We start from the raw sequence: 23017 nt of genomic DNA, 5'->3' as shown, positions 1-23017 counted from the left end.
CACGATGAAAAAGATGATCCTCACCCTCGCCACCCTCTGTGCCTTTGGGGTGGCTAACGCCCATGCCGCCGACGCGATGAGCCAGGACGGTATGAAAAAGCAGGACGACAGCACCATGATGAAGAAAAAGGCGCCGATGAAACATGACGGGATGACAAAAAAAGAGAGCACGATGAAGCACGGCGACATGGCGAAAAAAGGGACCATGGGCAAAGACGACGACATGATGAAGAAAAAATCGGACGGCATGGACAAATAATCTCCCCGCCAGCACCCCGGGCAGTATTGCCGGGGTCACTGGCCGGGCTGCGCCCACTGTTTACCCTAATCCAGAACAATGTCTCTTTTTTGTTGCCGCTCTGGCGTCATGGGCTGCGCATTCAACGCCATGACCATATCACGCAGCGTGATGAGGGGAAAAAACGGGTTGTGGTCAAGATTTTCCAGTGTACGCCCGGCCCTTGTCGCCGCATCAGAGAGCACATCGAAAAGCTCTTCGTCATCGTCTAAAGCAAAAAGTGCCAGGCTGTCGTCCGCCCGCAGGGGGAAATTCAGCCGCACCAGGTCACGCCCGCCCCACGCCATCACGGTTTCCCAGACAGCGCGGATCACCCAGGCGTCCACATCCCGCCGAGGAAATGCGCGCGCAAACTGGCAAATGCTTTCGCCCTGACGCGCCTGCGCCAGTGCCAGGAGCCTTGCGCGCCGCTTGCGGCTGTCGACAATCCCGGAAACGCTCAACAGCACCACAAACAGCGCAACGGCAAAAATAAAAGGATTCCCCGTGCTCAAAAAGTCACGCAACAGGCGATAAGCGCCGTAAAGAACCCCAGCCAACAGCGCAAACAGAACGACGAACGCCACCACACCGGAACCCGGTGCGGCAGGTTTAAGAGGGAATAAGTAACGAGATGGCATACGCATGGTCAGTGTCCCTGATGAGCGAATGCCTTAAACCGTAGAACATTTCACCAGCAGTGTCAGCACTTCGTAATGCGCCGTGTGGGGGAACATATCAAACAGTTGTACACGCTCCAAGCGATAGCCCTCCAGCGCGTGTAAGTCTGCCGCCATCGTGCGGGCATTACAGCTTGAATAGACGATATACGGCGGCGCCATCCGGCTCAGATAATCGCAAAGCGCCTGGCCAATTCCACGACGCGGCGGGTTTACCAGCACCAGTTGTGGCGCATCCGTCTGGGCGGTCGCGAACCGGGTGGAGTCCAGCGCCTGAAAGTGCAAATCGGTCAGCCCCAGCTCAGCCGCGGACTGCTTCGCGCAGGCAATCGCCTCCGGGGCGATTTCGATACCGGTGAGCGTCATCTCCGGGGTTGCACAATGCAGACCAAAACCGCCGACACCGCAAAACAGATCCCACATATGGCGTACCGGCAGCGCCCTAACCCACTCACGCGCCGTAGCGTACAGCGCACTGGCGACAACCGGATTGGTTTGAAAGAAACTCTGCGGGCGGATCCACAACGGCACGCCGTTGAAATTTTCCGCCAACGCCTGCTGCTCAGTCAGGAAGATTTCCGTCTCCCCTTCCATAATTGCCATGTGCACCGGCTGGATATTGACTGAAATGACGCGAAGCTGCGGCAATTGCGCCTGTAACCACGGCAGCGCGGCACGAAGCTGCTCAAGCTTGGTCTGTGAACGCAGCACAAAACGCAGCATCATGCCGCCCGTGTGCTGGCTTTCGGTTAATAGCAGGTATTTCAGCTCACCGCGTTTACGCGCCACGTTGTAGGGCGTTAAGCCCGCACGGGCGATAAAAGGTTTAAGGACGGCGAAAACCGCCTGAAACGAGGCGGGATAAAGCGGGCAATCGGTCAAATCTTCGGGGGTACCGTCGCGATGCAACATGCCGAGCAGCGGTTTCTCCACGCTGCCGCTCACCACCATCTTGGCTTTATTACGAAACCCCTGTTCCGGGCCGCTAACCGGCGCGCACCATTCTGTCACCGGCAAATCCGCCAGCAAGGTGCGGAGATCGGTCATTTTTGCACAGAGTTGGTCGCCAGTCGGTTGTTTAATCCACTGACAGGAGTGACAGCGCCAGGCGTCAAAGAGTGCGCACTGCATAATAAAACCTTCTTAATTGCGGGGCGGCGATTGTACCCCGTTATTGCAGACGGAAAAAGCGTCGGCTGGGAGAAGGGACAAACAACAGGAAGAGTACCAGCAGGTCGGGCATTTTCTGCATCATTAGCGTACGGAAAATCTCACGTTTTGATTCGCCGGCAATACTGAACAGCTCAGGATATCCATACCCCAGCGATGCCGCCCACAGATAACCGGTGGCAATAATTTGCGTCAACAGATACAGCCAGCGCGCCCAGTTTCGCCCCTTCACCACGGAAAAAGCACAGAGGATTTCAACAAAGACCAGCACCAGGCTGCCGAAGAAAATCAGCGTCAGGCTCCAGGTTTGCGCGCTGCGTACCACGAAGTCGATCATTCCCCGTATGCCCAGCACATTGCAGAGCATGAAGACATCCACACAGCGGATAAGAATAATGGCGATAGCCGCCACTTGTACCAGTGCGGGTACATTCGGACGGGCGTGAGACTGATGCGCTTTAGTAAAGAATCCCAATGTGCAATATTCCCTGTGAAAAATGCCGCGACAAGCGCGGCATCCGTGACACAACGTTTAAGATTCTAGAATCATTGTCCCCGTCTTGCACGCTGGATATCGCGCACTCGCTGCTTTTCCGCGCGCGCCATCAGATACCAGGCGATTAAACCAACAATCCCCACGACACCCAGTATCAGGCTCGCCAGGGCGTTGATCTCCGGGTTCACCCCCATACGTACGCTCGAGAAGACCAGCATCGGCAGCGTTGTCGCCCCCGGGCCGGAAACGAAGCTGGCGATAACCAGATCGTCAAGAGAGAGGGTAAACGCCAGCAGCCAGCCAGAGATAATCGCTGGCATGATCATCGGTAGCGTAATAACAAAGAACACTTTCAGCGGCGTCGCGCCAAGATCCATCGCCGCCTCCTCAATTGACCTGTCGAGTTCACGCAGACGTGAGGAGATAACCACCGCGACATAAGCCGTACAAAAGGTCACATGCGCCAGCCAGATGGTGAGCATGCCGCGATCCGACGGCCAGCCAATCGCATGACCAAGGGCAACAAACAGCAGCAACAGCGACAGCCCGGTGATCACATCCGGCATCACCAACGGCGCGGTAATCATAAACGCAAAACCGTTGGCGCCACGGAAACGGCCAAAGCGCACCATCACCACTGCCGCAATCGTACCGAGGATCGCCGCCATCGTCGCGGCGCAGGCGGCAATGGTCAGACTCAGTCCCACCGCGCTCATCATGGCGTCATCATGGAACAACTCGCTATACCAGCGCGTTGACCAGCCGGCCCACACCGTCACCAGCTTGGAGCTGTTGAAGGAATAGATGACCAGCATCAGCATCGGCGCATAGAGGAACGTGAACCCCAGCACCAGAATCAAAATACGCCACGGGGAACGCACTACCGGCAAGTTATTCATGCGTTGTCTCCCATCTGTTTCTGCTGATGTTTATGGAACCACATGATTGGCACGATCAGCAGCAGCAGCATAATAATCGCCACCGCCGAGGCCACCGGCCAGTCGCGGTTATTAAAGAACTCCTGCCACAGGACGCGACCAATCATGATGCTGTCCGGGCCACCGAGCAGTTCCGGGATCACGAACTCACCCACCGCCGGGATAAACACCAGCATGGAGCCTGCGATAATACCCCCTTTGGTCAACGGCACGATCACGCTAAAGAAGGTTTTCAGCGGGCGCGCGCCCAGATCCAGCGACGCTTCAACCAGCGAGTAGTCAATACGCGTCAGCGCGGTGTAGATAGGCAGCACCATAAACGGCAAATAGGCATAAACGATACCGATATACACCGCCAGGTTTGTGTGCAGAATCGTCAGCGGCTGATCGATAATCCCCAGCCACATCAGGAAATTATTCAGCACGCCGTTACTTTTCAGAATCCCCATCCAGGCATAGACGCGAATCAGGAAAGAGGTCCATGAAGGCAAAATAACCAGCAGCAGCAGAATATTACGCGTTGATGGCTTACTGTGCGCAACGGCCCAGGCCAGCGGATACCCCAGAACCAGACAGCAGATCGTCGACACCGCCGCGACCTGTAATGACTGGAGATACGCTTCAAAATAGAGCGGATCGTCGGTCAGTTGCAGGAAGTTATTGATGTTGAGCGAAATGGTGAGCTGATTATCGGCCCACTCCACCAGATCCGTATAGGGCGGGATCGCGCGCGCCATCTCTGCCAGACTGATTTTGAAGACAATCAGGAACGGCAGTAAAAACAGTAAGATCAACCAGATATAGGGCAGCGCAATAACGAACTTGCGCCCGTGCTTCATCTGAAAACGCGCCAACCACAGGTTAAAACCGCCCGGTTTTTCGACGCGGGTCGGTGGTTCAAGTGTACTCATCACCGCTCCTTAAACCGTCAGAACCACACAACTGTCGGCATCCCAGCACAGGCGAACTTCGTCGCCCCATGTCGGGGTACCTTTACGATAGCGGTGCTCGTTCTGCAACTGCGCACTGATCATTTGCCCGCTTTGCAGACGAACGTGGTAAATCGACAGATCGCCAAGGTAGGCAATATGCACCACCTCACCCACCGCGAAGTTATAACCGTCAGCAGGCGGCTCTTCGCAGAGCATGATTTTCTCCGGGCGCAGCGCAACATAGACCGGCACGTTATCCACAACTGAGGCATCCGGGTCCACTTTCAGCGGATGAACAAGCCCCGGCGAATCAATCACCAGACCGTCGTCCTCACGCGCTTTAAGCAGGCCTTCGAACACGTTAACCGAGCCGATAAATTCGGCGCTGTAGCGGGTGGTCGGGTGTTCATAAATCTCTTCAGGTTCGCCAATTTGCACAAACTTACCGCGGTTCATAATGGCGATACGTCCGGCCATGGTCATGGCTTCTTCCTGATCGTGGGTGACCATAACGCAGGTCACGCCAACGCGCTCCAGAATGTCCACCACTTCCAGTTGCATACGGTCACGCAGTTTCTTATCCAGCGCACCCATCGGCTCATCAAGCAGCAGGAGTTTCGGGCGTTTTGCCAGACTACGGGCCAATGCGACACGCTGACGCTGACCGCCAGAAAGCTGATGCGGTTTACGCTTCGCGAACTCCTGCATGTGCACAAGACTCAGCATCTCCGCAACACGGCTGGCGATTTCCGCTTTGGGCAGCCTGTCCTGCTTGAGGCCAAACGCGATGTTCTGTTCAACGGTCATATGCGGGAACAAGGCATAGGACTGAAACATCATATTGATAGGACGCAGATAAGGCGGCACATGCGCCAGATCGACACCATCGAGCATAATTTGCCCGGTCGTTGGCTGTTCAAAGCCTGCCAGCATTCGCAGCAGCGTTGATTTGCCGCAACCAGATGCACCCAGCAGCGCGAAGATTTCGCCTTTATAAATGGTCAGACTGACGTCATCAACGGCGTGCTGGCCGTCAAACGATTTGGTCAGATTGCGGATTTCAAGCAGAGGCGTTAAATCCTTACGGGTTTTCGCCTGTGGGCGGGGGATAGCGTCATTCACTCAAGTGCTCTCCGGCAAAAAAACTCAACCAGTACCAGCTAGTTGTCTACAAATGACCGGACAGAGGCCGATGACCTCTGTCCAGGTTTAGGGCAATTGCACCGCCCTGGTGCAACGCAATCACTGTTCAGGTGATTGATTATTTGCCGCTTTTTACTTTTGTCCACGCGCGGGTTCTTACGCGGTCAATTTTCGGATCCTGCACTTTAAGCGTATACAGTTTCGCGAAAACATCCGCCGGCGGATAAATTGCCGGGTTGTCACGTACTTCTGCGCTGATCAACGGTTTGGACTCTTTGTTACCGTTAGCATAGAAGACGTGGTCACTGATGTGCGCGATAACGTCAGGACGCATCAGGTAATTCAGGAACTGATACGCTTCGTCTTTGTTTTTCGCATCAACAGGCATGGCGAAGACATCGAAGAACGCCAGGGCGCCCTCTTTCGGAATGATGTAGTTAACATGCACGCCGTTCTTCGCTTCTTTAGCACGGTTAGCCGCCTGCCACACGTCGCCCGCCCAGCCGATGGCTACGCAGATGTCACCATTTGCCAGATCGTTAATGTACTGAGAGGAGTGGAAGTAGCGAATGTTCGGACGCAGTTTCAGCAGCAGATCGGTTGCCGGGCCGGAGTAATCGTCCGCTTTGGTGCTGTTCGGATCTTTACCCAGGTAGTTCAGCACGGTCGCGAAAATCTCTTCTGGCGCATCCAAGAAGGAGACGCCGCAGCTTTTCAGTTTTTCGAGGTTTTCCGGTTTCAGCACCAGATCCCAACTGTTGACCGGCACATCGCCCAATACCGCTTTGACTTTATCAACGTTATAGCCAATGCCGGTGGTGGCCCACAGGTACGGCACCGCGTATTTGTTGTCCGGGTCATGCTGAGCAACCATTTTCAGCACATCCGGGTCCATGTTCTTCCAGTTCGGCAGCTTGCTCTTATCGAGCGGCTGGAACACACCGGCGGTTAACTGGCGCTCAAGGAAACTTGCAGAAGGCACCACCAGGTCGAAACCGGTGCTGCCCGCCATCAATTTGCCTTCCAGCACTTCGTTGGAATCGAACACGTCGTAAACAACTTTAATCCCGGTCTCTTTTTCAAAGTTTGCGACCGTATCCGGCGCAATATAGTCAGACCAGTTATACACATGCAGCGTCTTTTGCTCTGCGGCGAGTGTGCTGGCAGAGACAGCCATTAATGCACCCGCAACAAGACCTGATAACCATTTTTTACTCAAAGCGGTCATATCTCATTCCTTCTGGAAAGTCCGTTACCATACGAACTAAGTGTACGCATTTAAGATATGCAAAATTCATGCATATTTTGTCAGTCTGCACTGGTCGAAGAGGAAAATTCTTTCGGCCGACGCCGCATGCTTTCAAAGCACCGCAAGAATAACTGTAGCCAGGGTTAGAGGCTATAGGGCAGATTAAAAAACGCCTTTTATCAATTTTTTATGCAGATTCTGTCTATGTGATAAGCCGAAACGGCGGGAATAGCGGTGAATAATTCTTTAAAAGAAGGTTAAAAGCAGAATTAAAACATTCATTATGCAGCCGCTCTGGCAGCGACTGCGCTAATGTCAGGCAGGTTTAGTGAAGAAAATTGTGTGCGTCTTCGCCAGCTTTGAGCTCTTCTTCTTCGGGAACAAACAGCATCTGATGGGCGCGGGCTTCAAGGATCACCATTGAAATTTGCTCTTCGCTCTGGCGCATGAACCATGCAAATTGTTCGAGCGTCACCCCGGCGCCTGAGGATAATGTCTGGCAAACGACCAGCTTAGGCAGGTTATCATCCTGAATATCAAGAAATGCTTTCACCGTCAAAGAACTGGCATTAATGGCGGAAAGATCGGCGGCCAGTGCCAGCAAGGCGGAAGGCTTCACTTCCGCCATCGCCGTAAACAGGACAACGTCGTTAATCAGATCGATTTTGGCGTCAAATACCCCGTCGAAATTCTGCATATGCGGCAGGTGTAACGCCTGGCAGGTATCGCATTCGAAGAAACTGATACCCAGTTCATCAAGCCATTGACGAAGCGTGTCCAGACCAGGTGCGACGAGTGAATTCATGCGCAAAACAACCTCTGACGAAAAAATGGGAGCCATAGCTTACGCAAAAAGCAGGCCGCATACCATTATGTAGCGCGGAAAATCGACTACCCGCCGGTTTTGAGGCAATAGCCGGGCGTGGCATGGCGCTCAATCCAGGCAATCATTTTACCCGCGATATCCACCCCTGTGGTCTTCTCAATACCTTCAAGCCCAGGCGACGCATTCACCTCCATCACCAGCGGCCCCCGGTTGGCACGAAGGATATCCACCCCGGCGACATCCAGACCGAGTGTCTGTGCGGCTTTAATCGCCATCTCCCGCTCACGCGGGGTGATTGTCGCCACGCTGGCCACGCCGCCACGATGCAGGTTGGAGCGAAAATCGCCCTCTTTCGCCTGCCGCTCAATCGCCGCGACAACCTCGTTGCCCACCACCAGGCAACGAACATCCCGTCCCTTCGCTTCCTCAATGTATTCCTGAACCAGAATATGGGCGTTCAGGCCGCGAAAAGCGTCAATCACACTTTCTGCCGCCTGCCGTGTTTCGGCAAGGACCACGCCGATCCCCTGTGTCCCTTCCACCAGTTTTACCACCAGCGGCGCGCCGCCGACCATGGCAATCAGATCACTGGTGTCATCCGGTGAATGGGCGATCCCCGTCACCGGCAGATCAATCCCCTGGCGGGCCAGGAGTTGCAGAGAACGCAATTTGTCACGCGCGCGCGTAATCGCCACCGACTCATTGAGCGGATAGCTGCCCAGCATTTCAAACTGGCGCAGCGCGGCGGTACCGTAAAAGGTAATCGCGGAACCAATTCGCGGGATCACCGCATCAAAATGGGGAAGTTGACGGCCTTTGTAATGGACCGAAGACGCCGCGGGGTCGATGTTCATATAACACGACAGCGGATCGAGAATTTCGACCAGATGCCCGCGCGCAATGGCAGCTTCGCGCAGGCGTTTGCATGAATAGAGCGTTCCGTCCCGGGACAATATGGCGATTTTCACCCTGCACCTCTCTGAATAGACTGGCAATACTCTACCTTTTTCACGTTGCCGGAAGGCGGCAAGTCAGTTAGCCCCGGCAGCAGAGATAACGCTATGACCAGGGCGCCCAGTGATATAGCAAACGCACTGGCAACGAGAAGCATGACGAGTAGAAAGCCTGCGTATCATACACGCAGCGAGACACAGGATGAACGGGAATTAGCGCACTGCCCACCCTTGTTTATGCAAATAGTCGAGGATGAACGGGCGGTTCTCTTTAATAATGGTGCGCCGGATATGATCGCTCCAGGTATCCTGACGGGTATTGCTGCCTCGCGACGTATAATACGCGGCAATTTGCGCATCATATTGTGCAAGGATGTCCGCATCGACAGGCTGATAGCTGTTTTCATGCACCACCAGCGCAGCGGGTAAACGCGGCTTCACCTGCGGATCGTCGGCAGGCCAGCCCAGACAGAGCCCAAAGAGTGGCAAAACATGCTGAGGCAGATGAAGCAATTCAGTCACCGCCTCAATGCTGTTACGGATCCCACCGATATACACACCGCCAAGGCCGAGTGATTCCGCAGCCGTCATGGCATTTTGCGCCATCATGGCCGTATCGACGACACCGAGAAGCAGTTGTTCCGCCAGCCCCAGTTGCGCCTGCGGGCAAATTTGCAGATGGCGATTAAAATCGGCGCAAAACACCCAAAATTCAGCGGCTTCAGCCACATGTTGTTGACCGCCGGTTAGCGTAACCAGTTGTTGGCGTAACGCCAGGTCGGTCACGCGAATAATTGAGCTGCACTGTAAGAAGCTGGAACTGGAGGCGGCCTGGGCACCGGCGATAATCGCTTTACGCTGCGCTGCGGTAATGGGTTCCTGGGTGAAATGGCGGATAGAGCGGTGGGCGCGGAGCAGATCGATAACTGGAGTCATGGTCGTTTTCCCTGGAAACAAACCCCCCATTATAGCGAACACTCAGGCCGGAAATGCTCGTCAAAATGTGTTGAAAGGTTGCGGAAATTAACATAACAGGCACAACCTGTTTTATGCGTGGGCGCAAAAGCCGCATTATATCCCTGCTTACCGTCTGGTTTAAGGAGGATTCATGTACACAGTGATATTTGGTCGCGCAGGTTGTCCGCAGTGCGCACGCGTAAAAGAGTTGGCTGAAAAAGTCAGCAAAACACAGGATAATTTTGAGTGGCGCTATGTTGATATCCATGCGGACGGCGTTACTCGCGCGGCACTGGAACAAGCCGCAGGCAAACCCATCGAAACGGTGCCGCAAATTTTTGTCGATCAAAAACACATTGGCAGCTTTACCGAGTTCGATAAGTTCGTTCGTAAACAGTTCGCTAGAATAAAGTAAACAGGCAACAACCGGGGCGACGCTGGCCTTAACGCGTCCCGTTGCCAAAGAAACTGCTGATAAACAGATAACAGAGCGCGCCCAGCGCACACCAGAATACCGCACTAAACAGCCACGCCAGCTCCTGCCACACAGAACGTACCGGGGTAAAAAACAGACGCATGACGACAAAGCAGAGCGGTGCGGCGAGGATCGCGCCAAACAGTGGCAACATCACTTTACGGCGACGTGAAAAAATACTGGCAACAGCGCCCGGTAACGTAAAAAATAGCAACCCCAGTTCAGGATGCCCGGACGCACGAAAGGCACCTTTCATATTCGTCACTTCTAAAAAACAGACGACAATGAAAAGTAAAAAACAACAAATGATGCCTGCAAGTCCGCGTTTATGTTTCAAACAATCCTCCTGACTTTTCTCTATCAAACTCTTCATCCGTTGCAATGAACGAACGGTCAGATAAAGCGTTATGGCACTCCCTGCCGAAAAACCCCCGCGCGAATAGATGATTCTTACTAGCCGTTGCAATTCAATACGATTAAACTAGCGGCCAGTTATTGTGTTGCCGGGAATAAAGACGCACTAGTGCGTTTTTCTAACTCAGATTCTTCGCAAAACAGTAGCCCAAATAACCCATTCTTTCAATAGCTTACAAGTAAACAAGAAGTTAGCCTCCGTGAATATAAACGTCGCAGATTTGTTAAACGGGAATTACATACTGTTATTATTTGTTGTTCTGGCGCTCGGACTCTGTCTGGGGAAATTACGCCTGGGTTCTGTACAACTCGGTAATTCCATTGGCGTTTTAGTGGTTTCCTTATTATTAGGTCAGCAACATTTCAGCATAAACACTGATGCCCTCAATTTAGGTTTTATGCTGTTTATTTTTTGCGTAGGAGTGGAAGCTGGGCCAAACTTTTTTTCTATTTTTTTCCGCGATGGCAAAAATTACCTGATGCTGGCGTTGGTATTAGTCGGCAGCGCATTGTTGATTGCCCTTGGGCTCGGCAAATTGTTCGGCTGGGATATTGGTCTGACAGCGGGGATGTTGGCAGGCGCAATGACGTCCACGCCTGTACTGGTGGGTGCCGGTGATACGCTACGTCATTCGGGTATGGATAGTACCCAGCTTTCACAAGCACTCGATCACTTAAGCCTCGGCTACGCCCTGACCTACCTTATTGGCCTGGTCAGTTTGATTGTCGGCGCTCGCTATATGCCGAAGTTGCAGCATCAGGATCTGCAGACCAGCGCCCAACAGATCGCCCGTGAGCGTGGGCTGGATACCGACACCAACCGGAAGGTCTATCTGCCGGTCATTCGCGCCTATCGCGTCGGCCCGGAGCTGGTGGCCTGGGCGGACGGCAAAAATCTGCGTGAGCTGGGTATTTATCGCCAGACGGGCTGTTATATCGAGCGTATTCGTCGTAACGGTATTCTCGCGAACCCGGACGGCGATGCGGTACTGCAAATGGGCGACGAAATCGCGCTGGTTGGTTATCCGGATGCGCATGCGCGTCTCGACCCCAGTTTCCGTAACGGAAAAGAGGTGTTCGACCGCGACCTGCTCGACATGCGCATTGTCACCGAAGAGGTGGTGGTGAAAAACCACAATGTGGTGGGGCGCCGTCTGGCTCAGATTAAGCTGACCGACCATGGCTGTTTCCTCAACCGCGTTATCCGCAGCCAGATTGAGATGCCAATTGACGACAACATCCTGCTCAATAAAGGGGATGTCTTGCAGGTGAGTGGTGATGCCCGTCGTGTGAAAGCCATCGCTGACCGCATCGGCTTTATCTCTATTCATAGTCAGGTCACGGACCTGCTCGCCTTCTGCGCTTTCTTTATTGTTGGCCTGATGATCGGCATGATCACTTTTCAGTTCAGCACCTTCAGCTTTGGTATTGGCAACGCGGCGGGCCTGCTGTTTGCCGGGATCATGCTCGGCTTTCTGCGCGCCAACCACCCGACTTTTGGCTACATCCCTCAGGGTGCGCTGAATATGGTGAAAGAGTTTGGTCTGATGGTCTTTATGGCAGGTGTCGGCTTAAGCGCCGGTAGCGGCATTGGTAACAGCCTGGGTGAAGTGGGCGGACAGATGCTGATCGCGGGCCTGATTGTCAGCCTGGTGCCTGTGATGATCTGTTTCCTGTTCGGTGCCTGGGTGCTGAAAATGAACCGCGCACTGCTGTTTGGCGCGCTGATGGGGGCACGTACCTGTGCGCCAGCGATGGAGATTATCAGCGATACCGCGCGCAGTAACATTCCGGCATTGGGTTACGCGGGCACCTATGCGATAGCGAACGTACTGCTTACGCTGGCGGGGACGCTGATAATCATTGTCTGGCCGGGCTTAGGATAACTCCTAACTTAAAAAAATAATTAACACCTGGAGAACTTTTTTTCTCAGCATTAGTCATAACTAGTGCCACTGCTTTTCTTTGATGTCCCCAATTTGTGGAGCCCATCAACCCCGCCATTTCGGTTCAAGGTTGATGGGTTTTTTGTTGCCTGTAAAAATAACCATTTAAAAACATCGTCTTATTGGCAGGTTTAAAGCTATATGGCGGCAAAATGGCGGCACATTTATTTTTTGGAGGACAACAGAAGATACACCGCGACTCTGGATATGATGAAAGCTAATCTCTCATCCGGGCGACCCAATATGTAATCACATACCCGGCGATCAACGAACCCACCATTCCTGCAAACTTAAGCCATCCGCTCTCAAACCAGTAAAGTGAACCCATAGCAAAAAGCACTGACAGAAACGTAATGGTTCCCTCAAGTGCATGTGAAGTCATTTTAACCAGAAATGATTTTACAGAGTTCATCCTCTACTCCTTTGCAAGTGAAAGGATGACCTTTAATAAACATCAGGTATGGCTCCATCTCTTTCTCAACTAAAAAATAAATCATATCAAGGTCTTCACGCTGAACAGCCATATAAACAGTAGGGTACTCATCCCTCATTCTGCGTGATGCTCTGGCCGCTTCCTCAATCAAGCCCTGAATCATAATAAGGTTAAGACTGGCAGAGGATGCGAACCTGATAAAATGCTGGTATGCCTTTTCGATCACAACCTTACGAATGATGATAGCTGCTGCCGTTTGGGCAACTGCTATCTGCCCCCCAACTTTTCCCGCTACGGCACCACCACCATAAAGCAGCTTATTATTAATAGCCTCTTTTCCCTTTGCTCCCAGCTTTTGATAAAAATCATTAATAATTATAGTGATAAGCCGCCTTAATGGCGTTTCAGGATTACCCATTCCCTTTATCATTCTGAAAAACCGTTCGTTCTCTTCCTCGTTGCGGTATTTATCCCCACGGTTGACAATTCCTGCGCCTTCCCATGTTCTGACCACCCCCAGACCAAAGCCCCTCGGCAAGCTGGACAAACTATCGGCAATACCATTAGCTATCTGCGAAATATCCATACAATCCCTTTGAGTTAACGATTTGCAGTGCAAAGAATAATCAACCGACTATTGATTTTCCAGTTAGCATTTTTCAGATTCTCCACATCAGGACATTACCCTACAGGCCGCACCAACTCTTGATATCCTATTTTTCGTTGCCTAAATTTTTTTATAATTAATAAATTACATTAAGGCTTAAGCCAGATGTCGGCATATTTGCAGCACAAAAAAACCCCGCAATTGCGGGGTCAAGGCTAAAGCCAGATTTGCTGTTGCCCGGAGGGGCCTGGATGCGGTGGCGCAAAATCTATTTTGGCTGGAGTCACAATAAAACGCTGTACAGATTCCATCGTCACAAAGGTGCAACTGCAATTGATATTCGTGCACTGATGGTAACGCTCTTTTGTGTTTTCACTTAGGTAGCGACTGGTTCGTGCATGTGCTGCATGCTGACACTTCGGGCAATGAAACATGACCACCTCATCATTCTCTATTTATGAACAAATCATACAATAAAGTTCTCAAATAGAGAATAAATATCACTCAAAGTTCGCATTTTCATACTCAATATCCGAAACCTTCACTTCCAGTTCCAGCCCCGTGATATAGCCGCTGTTGTTCAGTGAATGTGTCACCTTCGTAATGATCCACGCCTGCTCATCAATAACGCGCTTGAAGCCCGACACCCGCACAGGCATTTCCGGGCAAAGGTCGGCACGACCATAAGCCAGACTCACCGAAAATTCCGCCACTCCGCGTTGCAGTTTGTCCCATTTGGCCTGAGCCGCCCGCATCGCCTGGGCTTTGGTGGCAAAGACCGTCGTCAGCGCAAAAACATTATCGGCGGCACCGCTCATGTATTCCCCCTGGCGCGCTTCCGGCTCTTTCGGTTTCGCTTTCGGATGCTGTGGATCACCGGGTTTCGCGGGCTTCGGCTTGCGTTTGAGTTTGACCTTCTGCTTTTGCGGCTTCGGGTCTTTGGTATGCAGCCATTTTGCCGTGACGCCCGTGTACGCCCCACGGTCAGCAATCGTAAACTGGTGCCGGTCGCCCTCACTGCGGGTGATAGTGACCTGCGGGATCGGTTTGCCGCTGGCCGTCACGCCTTTACCGGCCCTGAGAAACAGCAGCCGCCCCATTTTTACCGACACCTCGCCGCCGTTACGTTCAGCCAGCCGCGTCAGGAATTTAATGTCGGATTCCTGCGACTGGTCGATGTGCGGAATTTTTATTCCGGCCAGCTCCGGCGAAACACCGGCCTCCAGTTTGTTGCGCGCGGCGATGGTTTCCACCAGTTTACCGAGCGTGGTGTCATGCCAGGACTCTTCACGCCGAGAATTAAGTGACCCGCGAAAATCCGCGCTACGTGCCCGGACAGTCACCACATCGGGCGCGCCCCGGTGCTCAATCTCATCAACGGTAAAACTGCCCTTACCCGTGAGCGCCTCGCCTTTCCAGCCGATAAACAGCGTCAGAACCGCCCCCCGTAACGGCAGTTCGAGCAGGCCGTCGGCGTCGTTTAGCTCGATATCAAGCTGGTCTGCCTCAAAGCCCCGGTTATCGGTGAGGGTCATGCTCATCAGCCGGTCGCTGATGTTGCCGGTAATATCCTTACTCTCAATTTTCAGCATATAGGCAGGCGTGCGCGTGCCGCCCGCATTGCCGGTCAGCATCGTCAGCATCAGCCCATCCCCACCATTGCCGTGAATTTCTGTGCCATACCGCCCGCCTGCCCCAGAAGGGATTCGGCCTGTTTTCCAATGTCGCCATACAGCGCGGCCAGTGATTCATCAACACGGGTCAGCTTTAACGTAAAGTCGATTTTCCGGGGCGTACCGTCACTGAAAAACACGCTGCCCGTGTCGCTCACGCTGTTAATGACATACATGCCATAGATAAGGCCGTTACCGTCCAGCAACGGCCAGGCGCGCCCCTCTTCCGCCATCAGGCGCAGCGTGGTGAGGGTCAGCTTTCCGCCGGTCAGTTCCGGGTAAAGCACCCCGGCAAGGCTGATACTTTCGTCACCGGGGCCGAGAAACTGAAAGGCATCCCGCTTACCAATGCGGGCGTTTGAGGGCCAGCGGTATTCCGTATCGCGTTGCAGGGTCTGATAGGGCAACGTCTGGCGCATAAACACAAACATTCCAAGTGCGAGCATCATCGTTTTATTCTCCGTCGTGCATCATGCTGGCGCGCGCACGGGCGCGCTTCTCACGTTCGTGGCGCTCCAGTTCCTCGCGTAGCTGGCCGGAAATATTACCCCCCGGCGCGCCGCCGCCCTGCAACGTGATGTTGTATTCACTTTTGCTCTGGTCGACGTAAGAGCGCCCCGCCGGGGCGGTGACGGGCTGATACGACTGATACCCCGGATACGCACGGGTAGCTTTGCCATATTGTGACGCAGTGCGAAAGCCCGACAGGCTTCACTGAAATGTGGATGTTTAGAAATGCGATAGTCAAACATAGTCAAACGCTCCGCCATATCTCAGAATGGAACTAGTTAATGGCTATATTGCAATCTGAGAGCGCATCTACAGTCAGCGCGACGATATTAATCATCACTTTCTCGCGTTTCTTGTCTTTGCGCAGACGGTGGCGAGGCAAACGACCATCAGCGAGCATGTCGTTAATGGTGTCTACAGGCAGTCCTGTTAGCTCGCTGTAGCGTTCAATTGTGACGTGAGGTGTATTCAGAGTGATTGAAATGTTAGGGGTCATGATGCAACATTTCCTATTGGCTTGTGGTGAGCCGGTAGTAATCGTGACAAGCACCCAAGTGGGAACAAAATTGATACTAGGATCGCATAAGAGACATGTCAGCATTAAAGTACCCAAATGAGATCAAAATAAATCCCAATCAGGGTGGCAAGGCTGCGATTGAGCGGTTGGTAGAGGCATATGGGTTTACAACACGGCAGGCCCTTGCTGATCACTTAAAAGTGTCAAAAAGTACACTGGCTAACAGATATATGCGCGATACCTTCCCCGCAGATTGGATAATTCAATGCGCCCTGGAAACAGGCACTTCACTCAATTGGTTAACCACCGGGCAAGGTACCAAGCTAAGTTCTCAAATAGCAACCACCGAGGAACTCGCGAAGTTTCGCCTGACCGCCGGAAAAATGGTTGAAGATGGTTCATATATTTTTGACACATCATTTCTTCCCGCTGGTCTTTCATCACCGATTGTAGTTCTCGAGAACTCTATTACTTACATATGTGAACAAAAATTTAACGACATATTGGACGGGCATTGGTTAATTAGCATTGATGGATCCTTTTCAGTCAGAAAAATTACTAAACTTCCAAAGAGCATGGTTAATGTTTCAACTGTTGATAATAATTTTGATTGCGCACTCACTGATATTGAATTTATTGCACATGCTCGAAGTACGATAGTTGCCAACTAAAATTTAACCAAGACGTTTAAACTATTCTCTGCGATTTAAGAGTAAGCGTCTTACCAAGCCATACCACGAGGATTAAAATGCCCAAAAATATAGTTATATGCTGTGATGGAACAGGCAATGAAGTTAATTCCGAGCTATCAAATATACTTAAACTTTATCAAATAATTAATAAAAACGCTTCTCAGAAAGTATACTACAACCCTGGAATAGGGACTAATGGCAAATATTTAAGATGGAATCTAGTAAAGCAAAAATTAAGTGGCTGGTTTAAACTTGCAACTGGTTATGGATTAGACAAGGATGTTTTGAATGCGTACATATTCCTTTGTACATATTACAATTCAGGGGATAAAATATGGCTTTTTGGTTTTAGTCGAGGGGCTTACACAGTTCGAGTCCTCGCCGCATTAATAAACGTAGTAGGTCTTCTTAAGAAAGATCAAATAAATCTTTCTGAATATGCGCTTGCTGCATATAAACGAGCAAGTAGAGACTCCGGCTCAGAAGATACACCACCGAGATTAGCGCTATCGAACGCATGGTATTTTTCAAAAGTTGCGGGTGCACGTAAACAAATTCAGATAGAATTCTTAGGAGTATGGGATACTGTTTCTTCTGTTCTTATACCTACATTATCCTTTCAATTGCTGAATTTTGAAAAACTCCTTTACACGCAAAAAAATATTATAGTTAAACACTTTCGTCATGCAATAGCTATTGATGAACGCCGACGTATGTTTCAGTTACATAAATGGACTGAACCACAAAAATTCAGAGTGAAGCCTTTTAGACCTGAGACTGATATTAACCAAGACATTAAACAGGTCTGGTTTGCTGGTGTTCACGGCGATATTGGAGGCGGATATTCTGAATCCGAAAGTAGCTTATCGAAATATCCTTTAGAATGGATGCTTAAGGAAGCAGAATCAATAGGCCTACTCATCATCAGACAAAACTTCAATCAAATAGTATATGGTAAAGAAAGAAAAGGTAGCAGCTTCAAATATGTTGCCCCCGACTCAAATGCTGAAATGCATAATTCATTAACTTTTGGATGGAAGATTTTAGAATACTTCCCCAAATCATCGAGTAAAATAGAAGACAAAAATTGTAAACCATCATTCCCGTGGTACCTACCGCTCGGTGAATCAAGAGTTATTCCTGAAGGTGCAATGATACATAGATCAGTGCAAATTCGAATGATTCATTCAGATTATAACCCAAAGAATCTTCCACAAAATTATTGCTTTATTGATTCTTAGTTCAGAATGTACATGCAACTCATGGCTTGTTTATCTGAATAATTTGATCATATGTATTAATTTTCAGAAACACACATTGACTACTGTTCATACATACAGTTAAATTTAACCCTAAGACATGAGGGCTTATTTATGGCAGTACGAAAACTCACCACTGGAAAATGGATTTGTGAATGTTATCCTGCGGGGCGTAGCGGTCGCAGTGTACGTAAGCAGTTCACCACCAAAGGCGAAGCTTTGGCGTTTGAACGCTACACGATGGACGAGACAGAGGCTAAGCCCTGGTTGGGTGAATCAGTAGATCGTCGAACTCTAAAAGATATCGTTGATCTCTGGTTCAAGCTGCACGGCACATCTTTGACCGCTGGCGAACATGTATACGACAAGCTGGTCCTGATGGTTGATGCACTCGGAAACCCTCTAGCTACTGATCTCAGCTCGAAATTATTCGCACATTACCGTGATAAACGCCTGACGGGTGAAATCTACTTTAGCGAGAAGTGGAAGAAAGGAGCCAGCCCAGTAACTATCAACCTTGAACAAAGCTACCTGAGCGGAGTTTTTAGTGAGCTGGCCCGTCTTGGAGAATGGACAGCCCCCAACCCTCTGGAAAACATGCGCAAATTCACCATTGCCGAAAAGGAAATGGCCTGGCTGACACATGAACAAATCACAGAGCTTCTTTACGACTGCCAACGTCAAAGCGCCCTACTCGCTCTGGTCGTTAAAATCTGCCTGAGCACCGGTGCACGCTGGCGGGAAGCTGTGAACCTCACGCGCTCCCAGGTCACAAAATACCGAATCACTTTCGTCAGGACCAAAGGCAAAAAAAACCGCAGCATTCCCATCAGCAGGGAGCTATACGAAGAAATTATAGCCTTGGATGAGTTCAGATTCTTTACTGACTGCTACTTTCAGTTTTTATCCGTGATGGATAAAACCTCTATCGTGCTTCCACGCGGGCAGCTTACCCACGTTCTGCGCCACACGTTTGCAGCGCACTTTATGATGTCGGGTGGAAACATTCTTGCCCTGCAAAAAATTCTGGGCCATCACGATATCAAAATGACGATGCGCTATGCTCACCTGGCACCTGATCACCTGGAAACGGCACTGCGTTTTAACCCGCTAGCTACTATGGCAACTACATAAATTGAAATCACTGCTTATCCACACCCAGCACGTTTTAGCACGTTTGAATCTCGATTTATTTAGCTGCGTATGCCACTATAAGTTAACTTGGTATTCAAAGATTCTTAGCGGGCGATTTCATTTATAAATTTGGCTACCTAGACACCAAGTTGAGAGGGATAAATAATGATAAATATCAACCAACTATGTGATTACATTATCACAAAAATCTCAGCTTCAGGCGAAACCATGTCTAATTTGAAGCTGCAAAAATTGGCGTATTATGCGGATGCTTGGTATCTGGCTTTTTTCGACGAAAAGTTAGTAGACGAGGGGTTTCAGGCTTGGATTCACGGCCCAGTAAGCCGTGCAATTTATAACCGATTCTCTTCTTCAAAATCACTGTATTCGGACATCACTATTGCCGATTGCACCCCAGGGTTCGACCTTTCATCGATTCCGGCCGCAGCCGCAGCCCACATTGATAGCGTTCTTGAAGTCTATGGTGCATTCACTGGTGCACAGCTTGAAGATATGACTCATAAAGAAGAACCATGGATTAAGGCTCGAGAGGGTTACAGGCCATCTGAACGTTGTGAAGAGATTATTGATCGCGACATTACCCGAGACTATTACCGTAGCCGATTGAACTAATCGCGATGAATAAAGCTTTGCGTCCGAGCCTAGGAACCACCCAGCCGACGGTTGTTCAAACCCCCAAAACGCCCTCTTCACCTGAAAAAAAATGGGCGTTTTCCTTCCGTTACTGGAAACAAATCGATAATTTTGGCCTTGACCGCACAGAAGCCAACTGGTTTGTTTCCTTAATGGAAAAATTGTCAGAACTTTCTCAGCGGGATGTCAAAGGTTTCATTACTAATAGTGCTGATAAAGATGCTTGGCGCTATCATCCTATCAACTGGAACCAAACAAATATTCCAATCCAACGTCGTGATTTAACTTGGATCGACGCAGATTACCTCGGTAACAACGAAGAATATCCATTACTTCAATTTCAAGTATCAAAGTCATTAGGCCGTGTTGTAGGTTTTTGGGATGAGCAGCAGATATTTAACATTGTGCTTTTGGATCCGCTTCACAATATTCAACCGACACAGTCTCACAACTATCGCGTTGACTATTGTGCACCGCTTGAAACTCCTTATTCGCTATTGCTCAGCAGAGTAGATGATATCAAACGTACATGCCGTTGCTCTGACCCTGCATGTAGTTTCAAACAACGCATTGAGCAATTTGAAGAAATCCCAGTACAAACTAATACGCTTATACACTATGTTAGCGATATGGACTGGGCGGAAACGCAACAATTCATCGCCGATGGCTTGATCTCTGACCCTACGGAAATTTTCTCCTGGGGACTAACAGCTCTCAAGGAACAATTAAAGTAAGGCATCCGCAAAGTGGCGACAAAGTGGCGGCAGCGGTTGGCAATGCCCCGTAATCGCCACCTTTCATCACCAAACTAACTTATTGATTATACTACAAGTTATTGTTTTTCCTGACCCATTTACATAAATGGGTTTTTTGTTGCCTTAAAACTGTCCCCTTCCCTCACTCACCCGCAATCCTGCCCACCATCGCGCGAATATCCGCACGGCTCAGCGGTTCCCGGTCCACCACAAAATGCAACGTCATCCCTTCGATAAAGGCATCCAGCGCACGGGCGGTTACCGGATCGAACCATCGCTCCAGCGTGGTCTGACTGGTGCGCATCCAGTTTTGCATTACGCTTTTCAGCATCGGTTTTTTGCTCATCAGGGCATAAAGCTGATACATCAGCTCCATATTGTGCGGTGTCGTCACCTGAGCACTGAAAATCAGCTCAGTCACGGCATCACAGGCGGTTGCGGCGCTATCAACCTGAGTAAAAAAGGCCGCATATTGCGCGGACATTTGCTGCGTAAAGCGGGTAAAAGCTTCATCCAGCAGCGCATCAATGCCGGTAAAATAGTAGGTCATAGAACCGAGCGGCACATCGGCACAACTGGCAATTTTTCGGTGGGTGACGGCATGAATACCGTGCTGCGCAATGGTCTCCAGCGTGGCATCCAGGATGCGTTCACGCCGCTGCGGGTCGTTCGGTCGTCGGCTCATAAATCCTCGCAATCAGATGTGTACAAATGTACACATGCTTGCTAGTGTTGTCCTCTCTTTTCCTTGCAGGATGCGACGTAATGCCAGTCACCTCACATCGTAATGCGCTAAAACACCGGCTCTGGGCGCTTTTCACCTTCTTCTTCATCCCGGGACTGTTGATGGCGTCGTGGGCGACCCGTACCCCGGCCATCCGCGACATCTTATCTGTCTCAACGGCGGAAATGGGTGCCGTGCTGTTTGGCCTCTCCGTAGGCTCCATGAGTGGCATCCTCTCATCCGGCTGGCTGGTGAAACGCTTTGGTACGCGCAAAGTCATTCGTGCCAGTATGGCTGCCGCCATCGCCGGCATGCTGGTGTTAAGTCTCGCCCTGTGGCTGGCTTCCCCGTTGCTGTTTGCCGTTGGACTAGCGTTTTTTGGCGGCAGTATGGGGGCAGGCGAAGTGGCGATAAATATTGAAGGCGCGGTGGTCGAGCGCGAAATGAACAAAACCGTTCTGCCGATGATGCACGGCTTCTACAGCCTCGGCACGCTGGCTGGCGCAGGGGTTGGTATGACCCTGACCGCATTGGGTACGCCGGCAACCTTGCACATTCTGCTGGCGGCCGTGGTCGCCATTACGCCTATCGTGTTGGCTATTTCTGCCATTCCCGAAGGGACGGGAAAAGACACGCCGGAAGATAAAGCACGTAACAAAGCGGGCCTGCCCTTTTATCGCGATATTCAACTGCTGCTGATTGGGGTGGTGGTGCTGGCAATGGCCTTTGCCGAAGGTTCTGCCAATGACTGGCTGCCGCTACTGATGGTCGACGGACACGGGTTTAACCCCACCTCCGGCTCGTTGATCTATGCCGGTTTTACCCTCGGCATGACGGTCGGGCGCTTTACCGGCGGCTGGTTTATCGACCGCTACAGCCGCGTCGCCGTGGTTCGCGCCAGCGCAATGATGGGCGCATTAGGTATTGGGCTGATTATTTTTATCGATAATGCATGGATTGCCGGAATGTCGGTGATCTTCTGGGGACTGGGTGCATCGCTGGGCTTCCCGCTGACCATTTCTGCCGCCAGCGATACCGGCCCCGATGCGCCAACCCGCGTCAGCGTAGTCGCCACTACGGGTTATCTGGCGTTTCTGGTGGGGCCGCCGCTGCTTGGTTTCTTAGGGGAACACTACGGATTGCGCAGCGCGATGCTGGTGGTGTTAGGCCTCGTGCTGGTTGCCGCACTGGTTGCTAAAGCGGTAGCAAAGCCGGAGCGCGACATGCAATCCGCAACCGAGTAATGCGCACACGCGGCAACACATTGCCGGGATCGATTACGCATACTTCGCCCCACTGCGTGGCTGGCGCTCTGCCAGCCACCGTCAACTATCGAGGCGAAAATGAAAATTCAACTGTTAACGGCACTGCTGTTTAGTACGCTCTCCATCGGCGCTCTGGCGCAAAACGTGACGGTCAATGTCCCGGACGGTTACAAAATCGAGTTAGTCCCCATCAACACCCCGACAGCGCAAACGACCTATGTTGCGCCGCAGGTCGTTGCCCCTGCGCCTGTGGTCCGCGTTGCACCTCGTGCCCGTCATCTGGCAAGCGTCGGTGAAGGGATGATCATCGAACATCAGATTGACGATCATCACTAACC

General features: G+C 51.2%; 27 protein-coding genes and 2 pseudogenes. 10 read left to right on the top strand and 19 right to left on the bottom strand.

The genetic code is table 11. The features are described 5' to 3' along the window. Positions 1-4: 4 nt before the first annotated feature. Positions 5-259 carry a hypothetical protein gene (locus ABIB59_RS05015; RefSeq protein WP_039078502.1) on the top strand — a complete coding sequence of 85 codons (255 nt, stop codon included), beginning with the start codon at positions 5-7 and terminating at the stop codon, positions 257-259. 65 nt (positions 260-324) lie between these two features. On the opposite strand, the gene ABIB59_RS05010 is transcribed toward ABIB59_RS05015, so the two are convergent. The 10 genes from ABIB59_RS05010 to nfsA all read right to left on the bottom strand — a co-directional run bounded on the left by ABIB59_RS05010 (position 325) and on the right by nfsA (position 9600). Continuing rightward, positions 325-924 (bottom strand): hypothetical protein, encoded by a 600-nt coding sequence (locus ABIB59_RS05010; RefSeq protein WP_317077420.1) that lies wholly within the window; start codon positions 922-924, stop codon positions 325-327. Positions 925-951: 27 nt separating this feature from the next. Next, complete coding sequence (rlmC, locus tag ABIB59_RS05005) at positions 952-2088, bottom strand: 23S rRNA (uracil(747)-C(5))-methyltransferase RlmC (RefSeq protein WP_354034267.1); 1137 nt, start codon at positions 2086-2088, stop codon at positions 952-954. 40 nt (positions 2089-2128) lie between these two features. Further along, entirely contained in the window at positions 2129-2602 is a 474-nt protein-coding gene (locus tag ABIB59_RS05000) for a YbjO family protein (RefSeq protein ID WP_039078499.1), read from the bottom strand. A 71-nt stretch (positions 2603-2673) separates the two neighbouring features. Continuing rightward, entirely contained in the window at positions 2674-3522 is an 849-nt protein-coding gene (gene potI, locus ABIB59_RS04995; protein ID WP_071196065.1) for a putrescine ABC transporter permease PotI, read from the bottom strand. After that, on the bottom strand, positions 3519-4472 hold the full coding sequence (gene potH / locus ABIB59_RS04990; protein WP_039078497.1) for a putrescine ABC transporter permease PotH: 954 nt from the start codon (positions 4470-4472) through the stop codon (positions 3519-3521). Before potH ends, potI begins: the two co-directional genes overlap by 4 nt. 9 nt (positions 4473-4481) lie before the next feature. Further along, positions 4482-5615, bottom strand: coding sequence for a putrescine ABC transporter ATP-binding subunit PotG (gene potG, locus ABIB59_RS04985; RefSeq protein WP_039078496.1), 1134 nt, complete (start codon positions 5613-5615; stop codon positions 4482-4484). Between the two features lie 139 nt (positions 5616-5754). After that, positions 5755-6864: a spermidine/putrescine ABC transporter substrate-binding protein PotF gene (gene potF / locus ABIB59_RS04980; protein ID WP_039078495.1), complete on the bottom strand. Its 1110-nt coding sequence runs from the start codon at positions 6862-6864 to the stop codon at positions 5755-5757. Positions 6865-7210: 346 nt separating this feature from the next. Further along, positions 7211-7690: a type III secretion system chaperone family protein gene (locus ABIB59_RS04975; RefSeq protein WP_039078494.1), complete on the bottom strand. Its 480-nt coding sequence runs from the start codon at positions 7688-7690 to the stop codon at positions 7211-7213. An 86-nt stretch (positions 7691-7776) separates the two neighbouring features. Further along, entirely contained in the window at positions 7777-8679 is a 903-nt protein-coding gene (gene rimK, locus ABIB59_RS04970; protein ID WP_039078493.1) for a 30S ribosomal protein S6--L-glutamate ligase, read from the bottom strand. Positions 8680-8877: 198 nt separating this feature from the next. Then, positions 8878-9600, bottom strand: coding sequence for an oxygen-insensitive NADPH nitroreductase (gene nfsA, locus ABIB59_RS04965; RefSeq protein ID WP_354034264.1), 723 nt, complete (start codon positions 9598-9600; stop codon positions 8878-8880). A 172-nt stretch (positions 9601-9772) separates the two neighbouring features. Between nfsA and ABIB59_RS04960 the strand changes: the two genes are divergently transcribed. Then, positions 9773-10036 (top strand): GrxA family glutaredoxin, encoded by a 264-nt coding sequence (locus ABIB59_RS04960; protein WP_354034262.1) that lies wholly within the window; start codon positions 9773-9775, stop codon positions 10034-10036. A 28-nt stretch (positions 10037-10064) separates the two neighbouring features. Here the strand turns inward: ABIB59_RS04960 and ABIB59_RS04955 are convergent, their stop codons facing one another. After that, positions 10065-10433 (bottom strand): inner membrane protein YbjM, encoded by a 369-nt coding sequence (locus ABIB59_RS04955; RefSeq protein ID WP_071196063.1) that lies wholly within the window; start codon positions 10431-10433, stop codon positions 10065-10067. 277 nt (positions 10434-10710) lie between these two features. Here ABIB59_RS04955 and ABIB59_RS04950 point away from each other — a divergent pair, with 277 nt between their 5' ends. After that, complete coding sequence (locus ABIB59_RS04950; RefSeq protein WP_039078489.1) at positions 10711-12396, top strand: aspartate:alanine antiporter; 1686 nt, start codon at positions 10711-10713, stop codon at positions 12394-12396. 443 nt (positions 12397-12839) lie between these two features. Here the strand turns inward: ABIB59_RS04950 and ABIB59_RS04945 are convergent, their stop codons facing one another. The 7 genes and pseudogenes from ABIB59_RS04945 to ABIB59_RS04915 all read right to left on the bottom strand — a co-directional run bounded on the left by ABIB59_RS04945 (position 12840) and on the right by ABIB59_RS04915 (position 16175). Continuing rightward, positions 12840-13475: an Ssp6 family T6SS pore-forming effector gene (locus tag ABIB59_RS04945; protein ID WP_108701748.1), complete on the bottom strand. Its 636-nt coding sequence runs from the start codon at positions 13473-13475 to the stop codon at positions 12840-12842. Between the two features lie 236 nt (positions 13476-13711). Further along, positions 13712-13930, bottom strand: coding sequence for a DNA-binding transcriptional regulator (locus tag ABIB59_RS04940; RefSeq protein WP_354034259.1), 219 nt, complete (start codon positions 13928-13930; stop codon positions 13712-13714). Positions 13931-13996: 66 nt separating this feature from the next. Further along, entirely contained in the window at positions 13997-15139 is a 1143-nt protein-coding gene (locus ABIB59_RS04935) for a phage late control D family protein (RefSeq protein ID WP_354034257.1), read from the bottom strand. Next, positions 15139-15618: a phage tail protein gene (locus ABIB59_RS04930; protein WP_354034255.1), complete on the bottom strand. Its 480-nt coding sequence runs from the start codon at positions 15616-15618 to the stop codon at positions 15139-15141. The genes ABIB59_RS04935 and ABIB59_RS04930 overlap by 1 nt, the downstream gene beginning before the upstream one ends. Before the next feature lie 4 nt (positions 15619-15622). Beyond that, positions 15623-15850, bottom strand: a pseudogene (locus tag ABIB59_RS04925) (hypothetical protein); the annotation flags it as partial. After that, positions 15829-15921 (bottom strand): annotated as a pseudogene (locus tag ABIB59_RS04920) (phage regulatory CII family protein); the annotation flags it as partial. The pseudogenes ABIB59_RS04920 and ABIB59_RS04925, both read right to left, overlap by 22 nt. Before the next feature lie 32 nt (positions 15922-15953). Beyond that, entirely contained in the window at positions 15954-16175 is a 222-nt protein-coding gene (locus ABIB59_RS04915) for a MerR family transcriptional regulator (protein ID WP_320910294.1), read from the bottom strand. 95 nt (positions 16176-16270) lie between these two features. On the opposite strand from ABIB59_RS04915, the gene ABIB59_RS04910 reads away from it, so the two are divergent. From ABIB59_RS04910 to ABIB59_RS04890, 5 genes are all read left to right on the top strand, one after another. Further along, positions 16271-16867, top strand: a complete 597-nt coding sequence (locus ABIB59_RS04910; protein ID WP_354034253.1) for a phage repressor protein CI — start codon at positions 16271-16273, stop codon at positions 16865-16867. A 77-nt stretch (positions 16868-16944) separates the two neighbouring features. Next, positions 16945-18129, top strand: a complete 1185-nt coding sequence (locus ABIB59_RS04905; RefSeq protein ID WP_354034251.1) for a T6SS phospholipase effector Tle1-like catalytic domain-containing protein — start codon at positions 16945-16947, stop codon at positions 18127-18129. Between the two features lie 132 nt (positions 18130-18261). Continuing rightward, on the top strand, positions 18262-19281 hold the full coding sequence (locus tag ABIB59_RS04900) for a phage integrase (RefSeq protein WP_354034249.1): 1020 nt from the start codon (positions 18262-18264) through the stop codon (positions 19279-19281). Positions 19282-19446: 165 nt separating this feature from the next. Continuing rightward, positions 19447-19914 (top strand): Panacea domain-containing protein, encoded by a 468-nt coding sequence (locus ABIB59_RS04895; RefSeq protein WP_354034247.1) that lies wholly within the window; start codon positions 19447-19449, stop codon positions 19912-19914. A gap of 5 nt (positions 19915-19919) precedes the next feature. Then, a complete protein-coding gene (locus ABIB59_RS04890; RefSeq protein WP_354034245.1) occupies positions 19920-20669 on the top strand; it encodes a UU032 domain-containing protein in 750 nt (249 codons plus the stop codon). A gap of 163 nt (positions 20670-20832) precedes the next feature. Here the strand turns inward: ABIB59_RS04890 and ABIB59_RS04885 are convergent, their stop codons facing one another. Further along, complete coding sequence (locus ABIB59_RS04885) at positions 20833-21375, bottom strand: TetR/AcrR family transcriptional regulator (protein ID WP_039078488.1); 543 nt, start codon at positions 21373-21375, stop codon at positions 20833-20835. Between the two features lie 80 nt (positions 21376-21455). On the opposite strand from ABIB59_RS04885, the gene ABIB59_RS04880 reads away from it, so the two are divergent. Both ABIB59_RS04880 and ABIB59_RS04875 read left to right on the top strand, forming a co-directional pair. Further along, the gene (locus ABIB59_RS04880; RefSeq protein WP_354034243.1) at positions 21456-22658 is read left to right on the top strand and encodes an MFS transporter; all 1203 of its coding nucleotides are present in this window, start codon (positions 21456-21458) and stop codon (positions 22656-22658) included. A 99-nt stretch (positions 22659-22757) separates the two neighbouring features. Continuing rightward, positions 22758-23015, top strand: coding sequence for a hypothetical protein (locus ABIB59_RS04875; protein ID WP_039078486.1), 258 nt, complete (start codon positions 22758-22760; stop codon positions 23013-23015). Positions 23016-23017 lie beyond the last annotated feature (2 nt).

The sequence above is a fragment of the Citrobacter sp. UYEF32 genome, from assembly GCF_040546205.1.
In the GTDB taxonomy this organism is placed as follows: Bacteria; Pseudomonadota; Gammaproteobacteria; order Enterobacterales; family Enterobacteriaceae; genus Phytobacter; species Phytobacter diazotrophicus.
Note: the sequence above shows the minus strand (reverse complement) of the source record. Positions and strands in the feature narration are given on the sequence as shown.

Coding starts and splice junctions, on each gene's coding strand:
- ABIB59_RS04875 (WP_039078486.1), top strand. CDS start 22,758: ATGAAAATTCAACTGTTAACGGCACTGCTGTTTAGTACGCTCTCCATC.
- ABIB59_RS04935 (WP_354034257.1), bottom strand. CDS start 15,139: ATGCTGACGATGCTGACCGGCAATGCGGGCGGCACGCGCACGCCTGCC.
- potH (WP_039078497.1), bottom strand. CDS start 4,472: ATGAGTACACTTGAACCACCGACCCGCGTCGAAAAACCGGGCGGTTTT.
- ABIB59_RS04915 (WP_320910294.1), bottom strand. CDS start 16,175: ATGACCCCTAACATTTCAATCACTCTGAATACACCTCACGTCACAATT.
- ABIB59_RS04895 (WP_354034247.1), top strand. CDS start 19,447: ATGATAAATATCAACCAACTATGTGATTACATTATCACAAAAATCTCA.
- ABIB59_RS04905 (WP_354034251.1), top strand. CDS start 16,945: ATGCCCAAAAATATAGTTATATGCTGTGATGGAACAGGCAATGAAGTT.
- ABIB59_RS04890 (WP_354034245.1), top strand. CDS start 19,920: ATGAATAAAGCTTTGCGTCCGAGCCTAGGAACCACCCAGCCGACGGTT.
- ABIB59_RS04880 (WP_354034243.1), top strand. CDS start 21,456: ATGCCAGTCACCTCACATCGTAATGCGCTAAAACACCGGCTCTGGGCG.
- potF (WP_039078495.1), bottom strand. CDS start 6,864: ATGACCGCTTTGAGTAAAAAATGGTTATCAGGTCTTGTTGCGGGTGCA.
- ABIB59_RS04930 (WP_354034255.1), bottom strand. CDS start 15,618: ATGATGCTCGCACTTGGAATGTTTGTGTTTATGCGCCAGACGTTGCCC.
- ABIB59_RS04900 (WP_354034249.1), top strand. CDS start 18,262: ATGGCAGTACGAAAACTCACCACTGGAAAATGGATTTGTGAATGTTAT.
- ABIB59_RS05015 (WP_039078502.1), top strand. CDS start 5: ATGAAAAAGATGATCCTCACCCTCGCCACCCTCTGTGCCTTTGGGGTG.
- ABIB59_RS05010 (WP_317077420.1), bottom strand. CDS start 924: ATGCGTATGCCATCTCGTTACTTATTCCCTCTTAAACCTGCCGCACCG.
- ABIB59_RS04910 (WP_354034253.1), top strand. CDS start 16,271: ATGTCAGCATTAAAGTACCCAAATGAGATCAAAATAAATCCCAATCAG.
- potI (WP_071196065.1), bottom strand. CDS start 3,522: ATGAATAACTTGCCGGTAGTGCGTTCCCCGTGGCGTATTTTGATTCTG.
- ABIB59_RS04945 (WP_108701748.1), bottom strand. CDS start 13,475: ATGGATATTTCGCAGATAGCTAATGGTATTGCCGATAGTTTGTCCAGC.
- ABIB59_RS04885 (WP_039078488.1), bottom strand. CDS start 21,375: ATGAGCCGACGACCGAACGACCCGCAGCGGCGTGAACGCATCCTGGAT.
- rlmC (WP_354034267.1), bottom strand. CDS start 2,088: ATGCAGTGCGCACTCTTTGACGCCTGGCGCTGTCACTCCTGTCAGTGG.
- ABIB59_RS04975 (WP_039078494.1), bottom strand. CDS start 7,690: ATGAATTCACTCGTCGCACCTGGTCTGGACACGCTTCGTCAATGGCTT.
- nfsA (WP_354034264.1), bottom strand. CDS start 9,600: ATGACTCCAGTTATCGATCTGCTCCGCGCCCACCGCTCTATCCGCCAT.
- ABIB59_RS04960 (WP_354034262.1), top strand. CDS start 9,773: ATGTACACAGTGATATTTGGTCGCGCAGGTTGTCCGCAGTGCGCACGC.
- ABIB59_RS04940 (WP_354034259.1), bottom strand. CDS start 13,930: ATGTTTCATTGCCCGAAGTGTCAGCATGCAGCACATGCACGAACCAGT.